We start from the raw sequence: 18,481 nt of genomic DNA, 5'->3' as shown, positions 1-18,481 counted from the left end.
GAAGTTGCCTTTTAGTTAATATTTTCATATAGGATAAAAGAAAGTAGGTGCATTATGAATCTAAAGTATATTACAAGAGACTATGAATTTGAGTTAATTAAAGGAAAACTAGACATAAATATAACTGGAGTTGAAAATGATTCAAGGAAAATACAAAAAGGGAACCTATTTATTGCAGAAAAAGGATTTACTGTAGATGGACATGATTACATTGACAAGGCAATAGAAAATGGAGCTGTAGGAGTAGTAGTAGAGAAGCAAGTATCTATTGATGAGGATATTACAGTAATTAAGGTGGAAAATTCAATAGATGCACTGGCAAAATTTTCTGGTATCTTTCATGAAGAGCCATGGAAGAATCTGCAGATGATAGGTATAACGGGAACTAATGGCAAGACATCTATCACTTATTTTATTAAAAGCATATTAGAGGAAAACAATAAAAAAGTAGGGATTATTGGAACTATTGGAGCAGTTATTGGAGATGAAAATATAAAAATTGATAATACTACGCCAAATGCCTTAATTATTCATGATTTATTAAAGAAAATGGCAGATATAGAAACAGATACTTGTATTATGGAAGTTTCATCTCATTCTTTAGAACTTAAAAGAGTAGAGTATATGGATTTTCAAATAGGATTATTTACTAATCTTACTAAAGATCATTTAGATTATCATGAAACAATGGAAAAATATTTTAATAGTAAATTAAAGCTTTTCTATAAAACAGATAAAGCTAATATAATAAATATAGATGACGATTATGGAAAGAAGATTGTTGAAATAGTAGGGGAAAGGGTGCCTTTACTAACATATGGAATAAAGGAAAAGTCAGATGTTTTTGCATCTGATATAGAATTTACATTATCTAAAGTCAGATTTACTTTAAATACTCCTAAGGGTAAAACTAATGTACTTCTAAATGTACCAGGAGAGTTTAGTGTATATAATGCATTGGCAGCAGCAGCTTGTGCATATTCATATGAAATTCCTTTAGAAATTATTAAAAAGGGGCTAGAAGCAGTTGAAGAGATAAAGGGAAGATTCGAGGTTGTGCCTACAAATACTGATTATACGGTTATTATTGATTTTGCCCATACTGCAGATGCTCTAGATAAGGTACTTACTGTCATTGATGAATTTGCAGAAGGTAGAAAAATAGTTGTATTCGGGGCAGGTGGCAATAGAGACAAGACTAAAAGGCCAGAAATGGGAGAAACTGTAGGACGTCATGCAGATTTATTTATAGTTACATCAGATAATCCAAGGTATGAGGACCCAGAGATGATAATTGAAGATGTTTTGGTTGGTACAAGAAAAGCAAATGGAAAATATATAAAAATAGTTGATAGAATAGAAGCCATAAAATATGCGATAGATAATGCTAGACCTAAAGATATAATATTGCTAGCTGGAAAGGGGCATGAAACTTATACCCTTATTAAGGGAAAAACTTATCCCTGTGATGAAAGACAAATTGTTCTTGATTATTTACATTCAAAGAATAATTAAGACTTGGATTAGATACTTGAGAGGAGAAAATAAATGATTGAATATATAGATATTTTTAGAACAATTTCCATTTCTTTTTTGATTACTCTTATTCTGGGTCCAATAATGATTCCATTATTAAGAAGACTGAAAATAGGGCAAAGTGTTAGAGATGATGGACCACAAACCCATTTAAAAAAATCTGGAACCCCTACTATGGGTGGAATTATTATTTTTATAGCTTTAGTCATTACAGTATTGACATCAGGTATGATGAATAAGGATATGTATATTCTGTTAATATCTACTTTTGGTTTTGGTTTAATTGGATTTATTGATGACTACATAAAAGTAGTTAAAAGAAGATCATTAGGACTTCGAGCTTATCAAAAATTAATAGGGCAAGTAATGTTAGCTACTGTACTGGCAGTTTATCAATCATCTACATCTATTTTAGGCACTAAACTGATTGTACCTTTCTTGAACAATCAATATTTAGATTTAGGTCCTCTTTATATTCCATTTATTGCTTTTGTAGTAGTAGCTACTGTAAATGCAGTAAACTTAACTGATGGCTTAGATGGATTAGCATCTGGTGTCACATTAATAATATTATCCTTTTTTGGACTTATTGCATTAAATTGGGGTATGGGAAGCATCTCCATATTTTCAACTGCATTGGCAGGAGCATGTCTGGGATTTTTGATACATAATGCACATCCGGCGAAGGTATTTATGGGAGATACTGGATCATTAGCCTTAGGAGGTGCAGTCGCAGCCATAGCCATACTATTAAATATTCCCCTTGTAATACCAATAGTAGGTGGAGTTTATTTTATAGAGACTTTATCGGTAATTATACAAGTAGCATCTTTTAAATTAACTGGGAAAAGAGTATTTTTGATGGCACCGCTACATCACCATTATGAGCAAAAAGGCTGGAAAGAAACTAAAGTAGTAGCAGTGTTTTGGACTGCCACAGTAATTCTTTGTTTGATTGGAATTTTAAGTTTAATTTAAGGAAAGTGAGCTGGTTTTATGTACTTGAAAAATAAAAGGGTTTTAGTTCTTGGACTTGGTGTCTCTGGATTGTCTACTGTAAAAGCTCTTCATAGATTGGGAGCAAATATTGTAGTATCTGATTCTAAAACTAAAGAGGAATTGAAGGATTTTTTTGATAATACTAAAGATATATATGTTGAAAAACATTTAAATACTAATGATATACCTTTAGAGGATATTGATTTAATAGTTAAAAGTCCTGGTATTCCACCAACAGCTCCTATTTTACTAAAGGCTCAGCTAAGAAATATTGAAATAACAACAGATATTGAACTTGCATATAGGATTTCTCCTACAGATAGGATAATAACCATAACAGGTACTAATGGAAAAACAACTACTACGGCTTTAATAGGTGAAATTTTTAAGAAGGCTGATTACAATACATATGTTGCAGGGAATATCGGTGTTGGTATTCTATGGAATATGGTGAATGCAGAAAAAGAAGATGTTTTTGTAATAGAAGCCAGTAGCTTTCAATTAGAAAATACTATATATTTTAAACCAAGAGTAAGCCTTATAACTAATATTACACCAGACCACTTAAATTGGCATGGTTCATTAAATAATTATATTAGTGCTAAGAAAAAGATATTTAAAAATCAAGATGAATCTGATTATACAGTATTAAATTATGATGATAAGACTCTTAGAGAAATGGAAGAGGAAGTTAATTCAAATATTATTTGGTTTAGTGTAAATCATAAATTAGATAATGGTGTATATATTGATGGTGACTATATAGTTATAAAAGATGGAGAAACCATTATAAAAGCCCTACCACACAAAGACCTTAAAATAATATTAGAAAATGCACTAGCAAGTATTGCAGTAGGATGGGCTATGGGCATAGACGTAGAAATAATAGCAAAAGTTTTATCAGAGTTTAAAGGATTAGAACATAGAATAGAATATGTAGAGACTATAGATGAAATGTCTTTTTATAATGATTCTAAAGGAACAAATCCTGATTCAACTATTAAAGCAATAGAAGCTATAAATAGTCCAATAATATTAATAGCAGGTGGGTATGATAAGGGATCTGAATTCGATGAATTAATTAAATCTTTTAATGGAAAGGTTAAAGATCTAATACTTTTAGGAGAAACTAAGGAAAAAATTAAAGAAACTGCTTTAACTTGCGGATTTAATAATATACATTTAGTAGAAAATATGCATGAAGCAGTTAAATTAGCCTATGACCTTGGTCAAAGGAAGGATAATATTTTATTATCTCCTGCTTGTGCATCTTGGGATATGTACAGTAACTTTGAAGAAAGAGGTCAAGATTTTAAGGATGCCGTTTATGGTCTAAAGGAGGATTAAAATGGCAAAAGGGAAATCAGTGAAAAAGAAAAAAGCTGTTGATTTTAGTTTGCTTATGGGAGCTTTAATTTTAGTATTTATTGGTATAATCATGGTATTTAGTTCATCCTGGCCAGAGGCTATGCAGGACTTTGGAGATGGTTATCACTTTTTAAAGAAACAAATAATAGCTGCATCTGTAGGCCTAGTGGGAATGATAATTTGTATGAATATTGATTATAAAATTTGGAAGAAGTATTCATTTTGGGTATACTTACTAGCTTTGATTTCTGGTGCTTTAATATTTTCACCACTAGGAAAAGAAGCAAAAGGTGCTAGAAGATGGATTAATTTGGGATTTACAACTTTTATGCCTTCTGATGCTATAAAAATTGGTTCTATTATCTATTTTGCAAACTTTCTTTCAAATAAGAAGGAACATATAAGAACTTTAAAACAAGGAACAATACCTGCTTTAATCATTATAGGTATATCCTGTGGTTTTATATATGTGCAAAAAGATTTAGGCACTACTATTACCTTAGCAGGTACTTTAATGAGTATGTTCTTTATAGCTGGGATGAATTTATATCATTTGATTTTTATGGGCGTAGGGGCAGTAGGTCTGGGATTTTTAGTATTATCAGGACCAGATAATGCATATAGACGAAATAGAATAACTGCATTTAGAGATCCTTTTGCTTATAAACTTGATATTGGCTGGCAAGCGGTACAATCTTTATATGCTCTAGGTTCAGGTGGATTATTTGGTTTAGGATTAGGGAAAAGCAGACAAAAGTTTTCATATATACCTGAGTCCTACAATGATTTTATATTTTCAATTATAGGGGAAGAATTAGGTTTTCTAGGTACTTTAACTGTTATTCTAATATTGATGTTAATTATTTGGAGGGGAATACGTATCGCACTTAGTATAGATGATAGTTTTGGATGCTTCTTAGCATCAGGAATTACAGCTTTAGTGACAGTTCAATCTTTAATTCATATAGCAGTAGTAACATCGTCTATACCTACTACAGGAATTACGCTACCTTTCGTTTCTTATGGAGGTACTTCCTTGATGATTTATATGTCTGCCATAGGAATATTACTGAACATTTCAAGGCATGCAAATTTAGATAGGAGCTGAAGATTATGAAGTATTTGATTACAGGTGGAGGCACTGGAGGGCATATCTATCCTGCTTTAGCCATTGCAAAAGAAATAAAACGTAAAGATAAAAATGCAGAAATTCTTTATGTTGGAACAGAAAAAGGTTTAGAATCAGAGCTAGTTCCAAAGGAAGGATTTCAATTTAGAACTATAAGAGTGAAGGGAATGCCTAGAAAAATAAACAAAGAATCACTTATAGCTATTAAGGAATTAATTCATGGAATCAATGACGCAAAAAAAATAATAAAAGATTTTAGACCAAATGTAGTAATAGGTACTGGCGGATATGTATGTGGACCAGTGGTATATATGGCAAAAAAGAAAAAAATACCTGCATTAATACATGAACAAAATGCTTTTCCTGGTATTACAAATAAAATATTATCAAGATATGTTGATAAAGTTGCTGTAACTTTTGACGAAGCAAAAAAATATTTTAAATATCCTGATAGAGTTTTAAATACTGGAAACCCAATTCGCAAAGAAATTCTTGAAATAAATAAAGAAGAAGCATATAAAGTGTTAGATATAGATAAAAATATTCCTTTTGTTTTATCTTTCGGAGGTAGTGGAGGACAAAAAACTTTAAATGACGCAATGTATTATTTCATAAAGGAATCTATGGGAAAGGGAGATATACAGATAATACATGTAACAGGTAAAAGATTTTATGATGAATTCATAGACAGATTAAAAAAGGATAATATTAATTTAAATAAGAATATTAGAGTATTTCCCTATTTATATCAAATACCTGAAGCCATTAATATTGCAACACTTGTGGTTACTAGCTCAGGAGCTATTACTTTGGCTGAAATTTCCGCTGTGGGAGTTCCAAGTATTTTGATACCAAAATCATATACCGCTGAGAATCATCAAGAATTTAATGCTAGAGCCTTTGAAAATAAGGGGGCTTCTATATTAGTTCTTGAGAAGGATATAAAAGAGAATACATTAAATGATATTATATATAGTGTAATTCAAGATAAAGAAAGATTAGTACAAATGGCAAGTAAAAGTAAAAAGCTTGGGAAAATTGATGCATCAGAAAGAATAGTTGAACTCATAAATACAATTGTCAAATAATAATATGTAACCCCATTTTCATCCATGCATAATATGGTCATATATACTTAATTATGAGCATACATGGAGGTGATTTGGTGGAAAAGTATATTATTAATGGTGGGAATAGATTAACAGGTGAAATTTCAATTTCGGGTGCTAAAAATGCTGTGTTACCAATATTAGCAGCAACAGTTATAGGCGGAAATAAGAGTATTATATCGAATATCCCTAATCTTAGAGATGTTGAAATAATGAAAGAGATACTGATAGCATTAGGTTGTGATGTTGATGGAACAGGGAGTACAATGGTAATTGATTCTAAGCCACTGAATCAAATAATAGTTCCGGAAGAGTTAGTTAGAGAAATGAGATCATCCATTATCTTTATGGGTGCTATGTTGGCGAGAACTGGTGAGGTTATTATTTCTTATCCAGGTGGTTGTGAAATTGGTCCGAGACCTATAGATTTACACCTTAAAGCTTTAAGAAATATGGGGGCAGAAATCGAAGAGTCTCATGGACATTTGTACTGTAAGGCAGAAGGGCTTAAAGGTGCAGATATACAACTAGATTATCCTTCTGTAGGAGCTACGGAAAATATAATTTTAGCTGGAGTGACGGCAGAAGGTACGACAATAATTAGAAATGCAGCTAGAGAGCCAGAAATAATTGATTTGCAGAATTACTTAAATAAATCTGGGGCAAGAATTTCTGGAGCAGGGACATCTGTTATTACAATAGAAGGTGTAAAAGATCTCAGAGATGTAACACATAGCATAATATCTGATAGGATTGTAACGGGAACAATTATGACTGCGGCAGCAATAACTGGAGGAGATATAATAATTAATAATGTTATTGTAGACCATGTTATTGGAATTATAGCAAAGATGAAGGAAGCAGGTGTTATGATATATAGTAATGGTACTTCTATGAAGGTGACAGGACCGAGGAGAATAAACCCCATTGAAATGTTACAAACCCTTCCTTATCCTGGATTTCCAACCGATATGCAAGCTCAAATGATGGCTCTTTTATCAATAGCTAATGGAACTAGTATAATCTCTGAAACAGTATTTGAGAATAGATTTAAGCATGCTGAAGAGCTTACTAGAATGGGGGCAAATATAAAAACCTTTGGGAGAGTTGCAGTTATCAGTGGAGTAAAGGAACTAACAGGTGCTAAGACAACAGCTAAGGATTTAAGGGGGGGAGCTGCTTTAACTTTGGCAGGACTTGTTGCAAGAGGAACTACAGAAGTTTATAATATTCATCACATAGAGAGAGGATATGAAGATCTTCATTTAATGTTACAAAAATTAGGTGCAGATATTATCAAGAGTAATTAGCAGCTTTTGCTGCTAGTTATTTAGAAGGACAGGCCTAGGGGTGAAGACAATGAAAAAGATTTCCCGTGTGGAAAGAAAAATGAGAAGAAGAAGGTTCTTTTTTCGATTTGTATTATTAATATCTTTAATTTTATTAGTATTTGCACTAGCTCTTAATTCTGATTTTTTTGTTATAGATAATATAAAAGTAATAGGGAATAATAAAATCCCAAAAGATAATATAATTAGTGCATCATCTATAAATATTGGAGAAAATATATTTAAAGTAAGTACTAAGTCGGGAAAACGAGGTTTAATGAATTTACCATATATAAAGGAAGTAAAGATAAAAAGAAAGCTTCCAAAAGGAATTATTATTGATATTATAGAACGTAAAGAAATAATACAGATAAAAGAAATTTCCTCTTTTATATTGCTTGATATTGAGGGGTATATACTAGATATTGTAGATATTCAAAATGAAAAATTACCACTATTGTTAGGTTTGAAAATAGAAGATAAGGAACCAGGAGATAATATATTTTTAGAATCAGAAACTAAGGATAATATTGAGTTTATATCTGAAGGACATGCTATTGGATTATTACCAAAAATGAAAGAAATTAACATGGTAGATAATAACAATGTTAATATAAGACTAATTGATGGTATTTCTGTTGCCTTTGGTACCCTTGATAATGTAAAATATAAGTTGAACTACTTAAATGAAATATTAGAAAATATTGAGAAAGAACAAATACCATGTAAGATGATCTTAATGGATAGAGGAGATAATCCTATAGTTGTACTTGATGAAGAAGGGGAGGGGTAAAATGAAAAAAGCTAAGGAATATATTGCATTAACATTAGTATCGATTTTTTTGGGGGTTATTTTATCCATCCAGTTTAAAACCATAAATAAAACTGTTGGTGAAGGAGTTTTACCTACACAGAGGGCGCAGCAATTAGCTGTGGAACTTAAGAAGGCTCAAAACGAAAGAGAATCCCAAACCAAAAGAATTGAAGAACTGGAAGCTAAAATAAAGCAATATGAAATGAGTGAAGTGGATAAAAATGTGTATGCAGAAAATCTATATAATGATACAATGAAATATAGAACGCTTGCAGGATATTTAGACTTAGAAGGACCTGGAATTGTAATGGAGATAAATGATCCGCCTGTAGATCTTGAATTTGGTGAAGGATATAGTATTATAGATGAACTAGAATTAGTACTTCAAGTAATATCTGTTTTAAATGCAGCTGATGCTGAAGCTATATCTATTAATGATCAAAGGTATACAGCCTTTACAGAAATAGAAAAGGCAGGAAATCATATTGAAATAAATGGAGTATCTACTAGTGTTCCAATTGTTATTAAAGCCATTGGAAAGCCAGAGACATTGGAATCAGCATTAAATCTTAAAGGTGGAATAGTTACACATTTAAGATCTTATGATTATCTTGTTCAAGTAAACCAAGAATCTAATATTACTATACCAAAATATAGAAAAATCAAGGAATTTATATATTCAAGTCCAGTTGAAGAAAATATAAATCAATAGGGGTGATTATTATGAAAAACAATAATCCTAGAGTCATCCTAACCTTATTTAGTATTATAATAGGTATTTTTATAGCTACTCAAATAAAAATGAAACTTGAGACGTATGCTCCAGTAACTCTTAAATCATTACAAGCAACAAAAGCTGAAATCATCTCAATCAATAATGAAATTTCTGAATTAAATAAACTAATTAAGATGAAAGAAGAGGAATTAGAGCTGCTGGAAAACATTGCAAAAGGTGACGATAATATAATAGATATTCTATTAGAACAAATTAAATACAATAAAATACATTCTGGTCGAACGGATCTGAAGGGTCCAGGAGTTGTTATTACTATGTATGATAATCCAGAAGAAACGGTTGTAGGATTTGATATTAATGATGATGTTATCCATGATGTAGACATATTAAATATAATAAATGATTTGAGAATAGCAGGAGCAGAGGCTATAAGCATCAATGGTGAAAGGGTACTTGCTACATCAGAAATAAAATGTGGTGGTCCTACTATTAGAATAAATGGGAGAAGTTCAGCGACTCCTTTTGTTATTAAAGCTATTGGTGATCCAAAGCTACTATATGCTGCTGTCAATGCACCTGGAACTTATGGTGATATATTAAAAAATGTATATCAAATAGGTTTCGAACCAGAAATACAGGATTCAATAACAATTCCTGGTTTTACAAGAGCATTTAATTTTAAATACGCCAAAAAATTAGGGGAGGGTGATTAATTTGTTTTTTGCACTAATTGGAATTTTAATAGGGGCTATAATAGGCTTTATGTTGCCATATACTTATAATACATCCTACTCACTTTATATATCAGTAGCGATATTAGCTTGTTTAGATTCGGTGTTTGGCGGTATAAGGTCTAATTTGGAAAAAAACTTTAATATAAATATATTTATTTCAGGTTTTTTTGGAAATGCAGCTTTAGCAGCGTTTCTTGCTTATTTAGGTGATAGACTTGGAGTTCCTCTATATTATGCAGCTATATTTACTTTTGGAGGACGACTATTTGAAAACTTTGCACAAATTAGAAGGATTCTGCTATTCAAAAGGAAGGAATCTAATTAATTGATGTATTGAAACTATATTAAATATAAGATTATCTACAATAAGATAAGGGGGAAAAAATATGTTTGATTTTGATGTTGATGTAGATCAATTTGCTAAAATAAAAGTTATTGGCGTTGGTGGTGGTGGAAACAATGCAGTTAATAGAATGGTTGAACACGGAGTTAGAGGTATTGATTTTATAGCATTAAATACAGATAGACAAGCTTTATATTCTTCAAAGGCAGAGGTAAAGCTTCAATTAGGAGAGAAATTGACTAGAGGATTAGGTGCTGGTGCTAATCCAGATATTGGGGCAAAGGCTGCGGAAGAAAATAGAAATGATATAATGGAAGCTATTAAAGGTGCTGATATGATATTTATAACTGCAGGAATGGGTGGTGGGACTGGAACAGGAGCAGCGCCTATTGTGGCAGAAATAGCTAAGGAATTAGGCATTCTTACTGTAGGTGTAGTTACAAAGCCCTTTACATTTGAAGGGCCTAGAAGATTAAAACATGCCGAGCAAGGAATAGAAGAATTAAAGTCTAAAGTAGATACTTTAGTTACAATACCAAATGATAGATTGCTTCAGGTTTCAGATAAAAAGACTACTATGGTTGAAGCATTTGTGATGGCAGACGAGGTACTTAAAGAAGGTATCCAAGGGATATCAGATTTGATAGCAGTTCCAAATCTTATAAATTTGGACTTTGCAGATGTTAAAACAATAATGCAGGATAAAGGTATTGCACATATGGGTATAGGCATGGCTTCAGGTGATAACAGAGCTACAGAGGCTGCGAAGCAAGCAATAAAATCTCCTCTGTTAGAAACTTCTATAGAAGGAGCAAAATCTGTATTATTGAATATTACAGGTGGGGAAGATTTAGGTATTTTTGAAGTTAATGAAGCTGCAGATCTAATTAGGGCATCTGTAGATAAAGATGCAAATATAATATTTGGTGCAGGAATAGATGAAAACCTAAAGGATGAAATTAAAATAACTGTTATTGCTACAGGATTTGACATGTTATCCAAAGATATAAATACTACAAAATCAGGAGTAAATGATATTAATGCTAATAGAGCTGCGGGAAATGAGGCAGCACCTACTCTTGATAATGAAGAATTAGATATTCCAATTTTTCTTAGGAGAAGAGATAAAAAAGAATTATAATAAAAGCAAGAAAAACGTATCTTATTGACGAGATACGTTTTTTTTATTTGCTCATAAAGTGACAAAAATTTTACATTTTATGTCCTATAATCTTAATTAGAGAATAAAATAAATCAAAGGAGGTATTCCTTTGTATATAATAGCAGAGTATCTATTTATCGAAAATTTCATAATAAATTACGCTATATTACAAAGTACAAAGATAATTACTAGGACCAAAACGACTAAAGGCAGAATTTTTATTACTTCTACTATAACTGCTTTATATCCTTTTGCTTTATTTTTTCCGTCTTTAAGTTTTCTTGCAAACTTTTATATGAAAATAGTAATATCTTTTATAATAGTAAAACTTGCATACAACTCTAAATCTCTAGTTTTATATATAAAGCAATTATCTGCCTTTTATGTTATATCTTTTATTTTTGCAGGAGCAAGTATTGGTTTTTATTATTTTACTAATAATTATTATAATGTATTATTTAAGCCTGATTATCTGGGAGGTAGATTTCCTATAAAATATATAATATTAGGAGTAGTATTAGGAGGAATCATGATTAAGAATATGGTACATTATTATCAAGAAAAATTATCTAAAGAAAAAGAGCTGTTAAGTGTAACAGTTCATTTAAATAATGAAAAATCATCTTTTACAGCATTAACAGATACAGGTAATTCATTAATTGAGCCATTATCTAAATTACCAGTTTTCGTTGTGGAGTATGAGGTTATAAATAATTTACTGCCTAAATTCATAAGAGAAACTTTTGAAGAAAATAAGGAAGATGATTTCACTGTTGTTGAGAAGATGATGGAAGCTTTGAAAGAAGAAATCACAATTCGAATTATCCCATTTAAATCAGTTGGCTCAAAAAATGGAATTTTAATAGGATTTAAACCAGATTATATAACGATTTCAAATGGCGATTTTATCGCAACCCATGATGATTTATTAATAGGCATATTCAATGGTAGGCTTTCTGCGGATAATCAATATAGTGGTTTGTTAAATTTAAGGATATTAAACAGGGGGGATTTATGTGTTAATGAAAATTAAGATGAAATTACATAAGCTTTTATATAAGGTATTAAGTAAGTTAAATCTAGTTAAAGGAGTTTATTATATAGGTAGTGGAGAGGTATTACCTCCTCCACTAAAACCTGAAGAGGAAGAATATTATTTATCATTACTTAAAACAGATGAAAGTGTTAAAGGAATTCTTATTGAAAGAAACTTGAGATTAGTAGTATATATAGCAAGAAAATTTGAAAATACAAAGATATCGATTGAAGATCTTATTTCAATAGGTACAATAGGATTAATTAAAGCTGTAAATACTTTTGATCCAGATAAAAATATAAAGCTAGCGACATATGCATCTAAGTGCATAGAAAATGAAATCTTAATGTATTTAAGGCGAACTAGCAAAATGAAATCTGAAATATCTCTAGATGAACCTTTAAATATTGATTGGGATGGTAATGAACTTTTACTATCTGATATTCTTGGTACAGATGGAGATGTAATATTTAAGGATATAGAGATGGAAGTAGATAAAACTCTTCTCAAACAAGCAATAGATAGGTTATCTAACAGAGAAAAAGCTATAATAGAGATGAGATTTGGTCTTTATAATGGAAAAGAAAAAACCCAAAAGGAAGTAGCTGACTTGTTAGGGATTTCTCAATCATATATATCACGACTAGAAAAAAGGATAATTAAAAGACTTAGGAAAGAAATGGTAAAGTTGATGTAAATTGGTTAGCCTCTAATATTATTTTATGAATAAAAATAATATTAGAGGCAATAATTTTATACGAAAGGGGCAATACAGCATGAAAGGATGAAAATAAATGCATATATCTAAAGTAGAGATATGTGGAGTAAATACTTCAAAACTTCCAGTACTAACTAATGAGCAAATGCAAAAATTATTTATTAAAATAAAAGCAGGAGATTTAAAAGCAAGGGAAGAATTTATTCAGGGAAATTTAAGACTAGTACTTAGCATTATCCAAAGATTTAATAGAAGAGGAGAACATGTTGATGATTTATTCCAGGTAGGCTGTATTGGTTTAATAAAAGCCATAGATAATTTTGATTTAAGCCAAAATGTACGATTCTCTACCTATGCTGTGCCTATGATTATAGGAGAGATAAGAAGATACTTAAGAGATAACAATTCAATTAGAGTTTCTAGATCACTTCGTGATATCGCATATAAGGCTTTGAATGCAAGAGAACAATTAATTAATAAAAATTCTAAAGAGCCGACTATATATGAGATAGCGGAAGAGTTAAATTTACCAAAAGAAGATGTAGTATTTGCTCTTGAGGCAATACAGGAACCAGTTTCTCTATTTGAACCAATATTTCATGATAGCGGTGATGCCATATTTGTTATGGATCAAGTAAAGGATGAGAAGGCCGAAGATGAAATATGGTTGAGGGAAATAGCACTTAGGGAAGCCATGGGTAAATTAAATAATAGGGAAAAACAAATATTGAATTTAAGGTTTTACGAAGGAAAAACTCAAATGGAGGTAGCTGAAGAAATTGGTATTTCGCAAGCACAAGTATCAAGGCTTGAGAAAAATGCTTTAAGACAAATGAGAAAATATGTCTAGCACCATAATAAACTATATATAAATCATAAAAATAGGACCTGATAGCAGAAGGTTTGATATTTCATCAACTTAGAGTTAGAGAATCGCTTTTATAACTTAAAGAAAGGTCTTATTTTTTACCTTAAATACGATGCAAAAAAGATTCTATCAATATTTTGATAGAATCTTTTTATGATTTGTCTTATCTCAGCAAATTATAGTCATATTTTATCTTTATTATTATATATACATAGTAAAAGGTTAAATATTAAGGAAGAGGTGGAACTATGTTTAAATTATCAGAAATAAGAGAAAAAGAAATAATAAATATAAACACTGGTCAAAGAATGGGATATGTTGATGATTTTGAATTAAATCTAGAAAATGGACGTATTGATGCAATAATAATATTAGGGGCAGGAGTAGGTAAAGTATTGGGTCTATTTGGTAAGAATTCAGAAATAGTTATTGATTGGAATGATATAGTAAGAATAGGTACAGATACTATTTTAGTAGATTATAAGAACGAAATATCTAGTTAGACATTTTGTATTCATTATACTATAATAAAGTTGTAGAATATTAGAAGAGGTGAAAATATGAAATGTCCATTTTGTTCATACTTTGAATCAAAGGTAATAGATTCTAGACCTACCGATGAAGGACAAGCAATTCGCAGAAGAAGAGAGTGCATAGAATGTGGTAAGAGGTTCACCACTTATGAAAAAATTGAAGAAATACCTCTTATAGTAGTAAAGAAAGATGGCAATAGACAATCTTACAATAGAAATAAATTATTAAATGGAATAATAAAGGCTTGTGAAAAGAGGCCTGTTTCTGTAGGCACTATTGAAGGGATTGTAGATGATATAGAAAAAAACTTGTATAATTCTTTGCAGAAAGAAATAAAATCTGAGGAAATTGGAGAAATGGTAATGAATAAATTAAAAGATGTTGATGAAGTGTCATATGTAAGATTTGCATCTGTTTATAGACAGTTTAAAGATTTAAATTCATTTATGGAAGAATTAAAAAAAATATTAGATGAAGGAAATGAAAATAGGAGATAAATATGGAAATTATAAAGAAATATAAAGATAATATTTTATATTATCAAATAGAGGGATTTAACTTTGATGAAAAGATGAATCATATTTTTTCGACGAGGATAGGCTGGGAGCAGGACAAATTATTTAATAATTTATCTGAAGTATTAAATATACATGAAGAAAATATCTATAGAGCAAAACAAGTTCATGGAACGGATGTACTGATTATAAAAGATCAAAATATTATTGAAGTAAGTACCCAAGAGAAGGATGGATTTATAACCAATAAAAAGGGTATAGCACTTTGTACTTACCATGCTGATTGTGTACCTATTTATTTTTATGACAATATTAAAGAAGTAATAGCCTTGGCCCATGCTGGCTGGAAGGGAACTTTAAATAATATAGTCAAAGTAGTAATAGAAAATATGATTGAACATTTTGGATGTAATATAGAAGATATTTCAGCTGCAATAGGTCCATCTATCGGATCTTGTTGTTATGAAATAGGACTTGATGTAGAAAAACTCTTTAAGAAACAATATCCTGATTATATAGATATGATTATATATAGGGATCATAAGATGTACTTAGATTTATGGAAAGTAAATAAGATGAATCTCATAAATCTAGGAGTAAGTGAAAAGAAAACTTTCTTAAGTAAATTATGTACATCTTGTAATATAGATAATTTATATTCCTATAGAAAAGAAAAAGGAACAAAAAATAGAATGATTGCAGCTATAACCTTAAATCATTAAACTAAGGATGATAGAATGAAGAAAATAGACTTAAACAAAATCATAATGCAAAATATTTTGCATCATGCAGATATAGGGATTCACGTCATAGATAATGAGAGACGGACTGTAATCTATAATAAAGTTATGGCTCAGCTAGAAGGGCTAGATACAAATCAAGTAATTGAAAAGGATATTTTAGATATCTTTCCTAGTCTAAATGAAGAGACATCTACTTTAATAAAGGTACTTCATACAGGAGAAGCTATTTTAAATAGTACGCAATCCTATTTAAACTTTAAGGGACAAAGGATAACTACTATAAATTCAACTATACCTCTTTATTCGGATGAGAAGATAATAGGAGCTCTTGAAATAGCTAATAACATAACACATATTAAAAACTTATCTGATCAATTAATAGAATTACAAAATGAACTATCATCAACTAAATCATCAAAGAAAAGTCTTAGAGCTAAGATAAAAAGATATAATTTTGATGATATTATAGGCGAAGATCCGTCTATGTCATTAGCTAAGAAAATAGCAAGAAAGGCTAGTAATTCAAGTTCCAGTGTGCTTATATATGGAGATACAGGTACTGGTAAAGAACTGTTTGCCCAGAGTATCCATTATGGAGGTATAAGAGCTAATAAACCTTTTATAGCACAAAATTGTGCTGCTATACCCGAGGCACTATTAGAAGGAATATTATTTGGAACTGACAAAGGAGGATTTACAGGAGCAGTTGAAAGAGAGGGAATTTTTGAACAAGCTAATGGTGGAACTCTAATGTTAGACGAGATTAATTCTATGTCATTGCCTTTGCAAGCAAAGCTTTTAAGGGTATTGCAAGAAGGATATATAAGACGTGTAGGAGGGACAAAAGATATACCTATTGACGTACGAATAATAGCTACTACAAATGAAGAACCTTTAGAGACCTTAAAGAAAGAAACCATTAGAAAAGATTTATATTACAGATTAAATGTTATTTTTATACAGATACCATCATTAAAGGAACGAAAAAAAGATATTTTAGTATTATCAAATCATTTTGTCAATAAATATAATTCTCTTTTAGGAAAGAAAATAGAGAAGATATCTGAAGAGGTAATAAATTCTTTCATGGAATATACTTGGCCTGGAAATGTTAGAGAATTAGGCAATGTTATAGAAGGAGCTATGAATATAGTAGATGATGAAGAAAGGATATTGAAAAAGGAAGATTTTATTTCTTCCATCTATATAATGCAAGATAAGCCTTTGAAAAATGCTATTGTCTTTCAGGAGAAAAATAAAACTTTACCTAACATATTAGAAGAGATGGAGAAGGATATTATATTTAATGCTTTAAATAATAATCAATATAATATATCTAAAACCGCAGAAGAATTGGGAATAAAAAGACAGACATTACAGCATAAATTAAAAAAATATAAGAGTTAATGCAATAATATTTGCATCTAGATGCAAATATTATTGCATTTTTTTATATATTTTAAAATTTAAAATTGTTTGAAAATACTTTTATTTTTGTGATAAATCGCTCTAAATAGACAATTTTCTATAAGTATAATAATTCTTTAAAAAGTTGGCAAAGATATTGCATATATAGTAAGTGTAGCAAAGACATTGCATATACAATAAATAAAATTAATTAAGGAGGTTTATTTCATGAGAAAAGATAATGTAAGAGTAATCGTATGGGGTTTAGGAGCAATGGGTAAAGGTATAGCAGAAATGCTTTTAAACAAGAAAGGTGTAGATATAGTTGGAGCAGTTGTAAGAGGGGACAAGATAGGAAAATCTATGTACGACTTCTTAGATATTGAAAGAGGAAATAGAAAAGACTTACTTACAGGTTCTTATGAAGATGTAATAAAAGAAGGTGTTGCAGACATCGTAGTAATTGCTACTGATTCATTTACAAGAGATTCTTTTGACAAAATGAAATATTGCCTTGAAAGAAAAATCAATGTAGTATCTACTGCAGAAGAAATGGCATATCCACAAGCACAAGAACCAGAATTAGCTAAAGAATTAGATAAGATAGCTAAAGAAAATGGAGTGACTGTATTAGGTACTGGTATTAACCCAGGACTTATTATGGACTTACTAGTAATTACACTTACTGGAGCATGTATAGATGTAGAAAGCATTAAGGCTGAGAGAATCAATAATCTTTCACCATTTGGTCCAGCAGTAATGCACGGCCAAGGAGTAGGTATTACTGTAGACACATTTAACAAAAGGGTAGCAGAAAATGATTTAGCTGGACACGTAGGATTCCCAGAATCAATTACTATGATAGCGGATGCTTTAGGATGGAAATTAAGTGATGAAATTAAATTAGATAGAGCACCTATTGTTTCATCAGTATTTAGAAAAGCTCCATATGCAGAAGTACAACCTGGAGATGTAGCTGGATGTAACATGAAAGGATTTGGCTATGTTGATGGAGAGCTAAAAATTGAAATGCTTCATCCACAACAAGTTGAACCACAATTAGAAGGTGGAACAACAGGAGATTATATAACAATAAAAGGTACACCAAATATCAATATGCAAATTACTCCTGAAGTACCTGGAGGTATTGGAACTATAGCTATGACAGTTAATATGATTCCAAACGTAATCAACGCAAGACCAGGTTTAAAAACTATGATAGATTTACCAGTTCCAAGAGCTATTATGGGAGATATGAGAGAATTAATAGAAGACTAATTAAAACAATTAACAATTAACGAAGAACAATTAACAATTAAAAGATAAGGAGATATTCCCCCAAAAGAGTATGGGTGTTTCTCCTGTCTTTTTTACAAGGTTAATGAGTAATCTAAGGTAATGT

The 18,481-nt window shown here is 30.6% G+C and carries 19 protein-coding genes; all 19 read left to right on the top strand.

Annotated elements, in window-relative coordinates; genetic code table 11:
• Positions 1-54: 54 nt before the first annotated feature.
• The 19 genes from KQI38_RS16005 (at position 55) to ord (ending at position 18,357) form a co-directional block, all read left to right on the top strand.
• Positions 55-1,515, top strand: a complete 1,461-nt coding sequence (locus KQI38_RS16005) for a UDP-N-acetylmuramoyl-L-alanyl-D-glutamate--2,6-diaminopimelate ligase (RefSeq protein WP_216561192.1) — start codon at positions 55-57, stop codon at positions 1,513-1,515.
• Between the two features lie 33 nt (positions 1,516-1,548).
• A complete protein-coding gene (gene mraY, locus KQI38_RS16000; RefSeq protein WP_216561190.1) occupies positions 1,549-2,514 on the top strand; it encodes a phospho-N-acetylmuramoyl-pentapeptide-transferase in 966 nt (321 codons plus the stop codon).
• An 18-nt stretch (positions 2,515-2,532) separates the two neighbouring features.
• The gene (murD, locus tag KQI38_RS15995; RefSeq protein ID WP_216561188.1) at positions 2,533-3,882 is read left to right on the top strand and encodes a UDP-N-acetylmuramoyl-L-alanine--D-glutamate ligase; all 1,350 of its coding nucleotides are present in this window, start codon (positions 2,533-2,535) and stop codon (positions 3,880-3,882) included.
• A 1-nt stretch (position 3,883) separates the two neighbouring features.
• Positions 3,884-5,011 (top strand): putative lipid II flippase FtsW, encoded by a 1,128-nt coding sequence (gene ftsW / locus KQI38_RS15990; protein ID WP_094900749.1) that lies wholly within the window; start codon positions 3,884-3,886, stop codon positions 5,009-5,011.
• A gap of 5 nt (positions 5,012-5,016) precedes the next feature.
• Positions 5,017-6,120 (top strand): undecaprenyldiphospho-muramoylpentapeptide beta-N-acetylglucosaminyltransferase, encoded by a 1,104-nt coding sequence (gene murG, locus KQI38_RS15985; protein WP_216561186.1) that lies wholly within the window; start codon positions 5,017-5,019, stop codon positions 6,118-6,120.
• A 77-nt stretch (positions 6,121-6,197) separates the two neighbouring features.
• Positions 6,198-7,451, top strand: a complete 1,254-nt coding sequence (gene murA, locus KQI38_RS15980; protein WP_338114480.1) for a UDP-N-acetylglucosamine 1-carboxyvinyltransferase — start codon at positions 6,198-6,200, stop codon at positions 7,449-7,451.
• A 49-nt stretch (positions 7,452-7,500) separates the two neighbouring features.
• The gene (locus KQI38_RS15975) at positions 7,501-8,262 is read left to right on the top strand and encodes a cell division protein FtsQ/DivIB (RefSeq protein WP_216561182.1); all 762 of its coding nucleotides are present in this window, start codon (positions 7,501-7,503) and stop codon (positions 8,260-8,262) included.
• A 1-nt stretch (position 8,263) separates the two neighbouring features.
• Entirely contained in the window at positions 8,264-8,995 is a 732-nt protein-coding gene (locus KQI38_RS15970; RefSeq protein WP_216561180.1) for a DUF881 domain-containing protein, read from the top strand.
• An 11-nt stretch (positions 8,996-9,006) separates the two neighbouring features.
• Entirely contained in the window at positions 9,007-9,732 is a 726-nt protein-coding gene (locus KQI38_RS15965; protein WP_216561178.1) for a DUF881 domain-containing protein, read from the top strand.
• The gene (locus tag KQI38_RS15960; RefSeq protein ID WP_374041673.1) at positions 9,725-10,078 is read left to right on the top strand and encodes a small basic family protein; all 354 of its coding nucleotides are present in this window, start codon (positions 9,725-9,727) and stop codon (positions 10,076-10,078) included. Before KQI38_RS15965 ends, KQI38_RS15960 begins: the two co-directional genes overlap by 8 nt.
• Positions 10,079-10,139: 61 nt before the next feature.
• Positions 10,140-11,237 carry a cell division protein FtsZ gene (gene ftsZ, locus KQI38_RS15955; protein ID WP_216561174.1) on the top strand — a complete coding sequence of 366 codons (1,098 nt, stop codon included), beginning with the start codon at positions 10,140-10,142 and terminating at the stop codon, positions 11,235-11,237.
• A 130-nt stretch (positions 11,238-11,367) separates the two neighbouring features.
• Positions 11,368-12,291: a sigma-E processing peptidase SpoIIGA gene (locus tag KQI38_RS15950; RefSeq protein WP_216561172.1), complete on the top strand. Its 924-nt coding sequence runs from the start codon at positions 11,368-11,370 to the stop codon at positions 12,289-12,291.
• A complete protein-coding gene (gene sigE / locus KQI38_RS15945) occupies positions 12,281-12,991 on the top strand; it encodes an RNA polymerase sporulation sigma factor SigE (RefSeq protein ID WP_216561317.1) in 711 nt (236 codons plus the stop codon). Before KQI38_RS15950 ends, sigE begins: the two co-directional genes overlap by 11 nt.
• Before the next feature lie 97 nt (positions 12,992-13,088).
• The gene (sigG, locus tag KQI38_RS15940) at positions 13,089-13,862 is read left to right on the top strand and encodes an RNA polymerase sporulation sigma factor SigG (RefSeq protein WP_094900767.1); all 774 of its coding nucleotides are present in this window, start codon (positions 13,089-13,091) and stop codon (positions 13,860-13,862) included.
• Between the two features lie 266 nt (positions 13,863-14,128).
• A complete protein-coding gene (locus KQI38_RS15935; RefSeq protein WP_094900769.1) occupies positions 14,129-14,383 on the top strand; it encodes a YlmC/YmxH family sporulation protein in 255 nt (84 codons plus the stop codon).
• Between the two features lie 57 nt (positions 14,384-14,440).
• On the top strand, positions 14,441-14,911 hold the full coding sequence (gene nrdR / locus KQI38_RS15930) for a transcriptional regulator NrdR (RefSeq protein ID WP_094900771.1): 471 nt from the start codon (positions 14,441-14,443) through the stop codon (positions 14,909-14,911).
• A 2-nt stretch (positions 14,912-14,913) separates the two neighbouring features.
• Entirely contained in the window at positions 14,914-15,651 is a 738-nt protein-coding gene (gene pgeF / locus KQI38_RS15925) for a peptidoglycan editing factor PgeF (protein ID WP_216561170.1), read from the top strand.
• A gap of 15 nt (positions 15,652-15,666) precedes the next feature.
• Complete coding sequence (locus KQI38_RS15920; protein ID WP_216561168.1) at positions 15,667-17,079, top strand: sigma-54 interaction domain-containing protein; 1,413 nt, start codon at positions 15,667-15,669, stop codon at positions 17,077-17,079.
• Between the two features lie 228 nt (positions 17,080-17,307).
• Positions 17,308-18,357: a 2,4-diaminopentanoate dehydrogenase gene (ord, locus tag KQI38_RS15915; protein WP_094900777.1), complete on the top strand. Its 1,050-nt coding sequence runs from the start codon at positions 17,308-17,310 to the stop codon at positions 18,355-18,357.
• Positions 18,358-18,481 lie beyond the last annotated feature (124 nt).

Source organism: Tissierella carlieri, assembly GCF_018917285.1.
Classification (GTDB): Bacteria; Bacillota; Clostridia; order Tissierellales; family Tissierellaceae; genus Tissierella; species Tissierella carlieri.
Note: the sequence above shows the minus strand (reverse complement) of the source record. Positions and strands in the feature narration are given on the sequence as shown.

Bases quoted from the DNA above. Each gene is read 5' to 3' on its own strand.
- KQI38_RS16005 (WP_216561192.1), top strand. From the start codon at position 55: ATGAATCTAAAGTATATTACAAGAGACTATGAATTTGAGTTAATTAAA.
- mraY (WP_216561190.1), top strand. From the start codon at position 1,549: ATGATTGAATATATAGATATTTTTAGAACAATTTCCATTTCTTTTTTG.
- murD (WP_216561188.1), top strand. From the start codon at position 2,533: ATGTACTTGAAAAATAAAAGGGTTTTAGTTCTTGGACTTGGTGTCTCT.
- ftsW (WP_094900749.1), top strand. From the start codon at position 3,884: ATGGCAAAAGGGAAATCAGTGAAAAAGAAAAAAGCTGTTGATTTTAGT.
- murG (WP_216561186.1), top strand. From the start codon at position 5,017: ATGAAGTATTTGATTACAGGTGGAGGCACTGGAGGGCATATCTATCCT.
- KQI38_RS15975 (WP_216561182.1), top strand. From the start codon at position 7,501: ATGAAAAAGATTTCCCGTGTGGAAAGAAAAATGAGAAGAAGAAGGTTC.
- KQI38_RS15970 (WP_216561180.1), top strand. From the start codon at position 8,264: ATGAAAAAAGCTAAGGAATATATTGCATTAACATTAGTATCGATTTTT.
- KQI38_RS15965 (WP_216561178.1), top strand. From the start codon at position 9,007: ATGAAAAACAATAATCCTAGAGTCATCCTAACCTTATTTAGTATTATA.
- ftsZ (WP_216561174.1), top strand. From the start codon at position 10,140: ATGTTTGATTTTGATGTTGATGTAGATCAATTTGCTAAAATAAAAGTT.
- sigE (WP_216561317.1), top strand. From the start codon at position 12,281: ATGAAAATTAAGATGAAATTACATAAGCTTTTATATAAGGTATTAAGT.
- sigG (WP_094900767.1), top strand. From the start codon at position 13,089: ATGCATATATCTAAAGTAGAGATATGTGGAGTAAATACTTCAAAACTT.
- KQI38_RS15935 (WP_094900769.1), top strand. From the start codon at position 14,129: ATGTTTAAATTATCAGAAATAAGAGAAAAAGAAATAATAAATATAAAC.
- nrdR (WP_094900771.1), top strand. From the start codon at position 14,441: ATGAAATGTCCATTTTGTTCATACTTTGAATCAAAGGTAATAGATTCT.
- pgeF (WP_216561170.1), top strand. From the start codon at position 14,914: ATGGAAATTATAAAGAAATATAAAGATAATATTTTATATTATCAAATA.
- KQI38_RS15920 (WP_216561168.1), top strand. From the start codon at position 15,667: ATGAAGAAAATAGACTTAAACAAAATCATAATGCAAAATATTTTGCAT.
- ord (WP_094900777.1), top strand. From the start codon at position 17,308: ATGAGAAAAGATAATGTAAGAGTAATCGTATGGGGTTTAGGAGCAATG.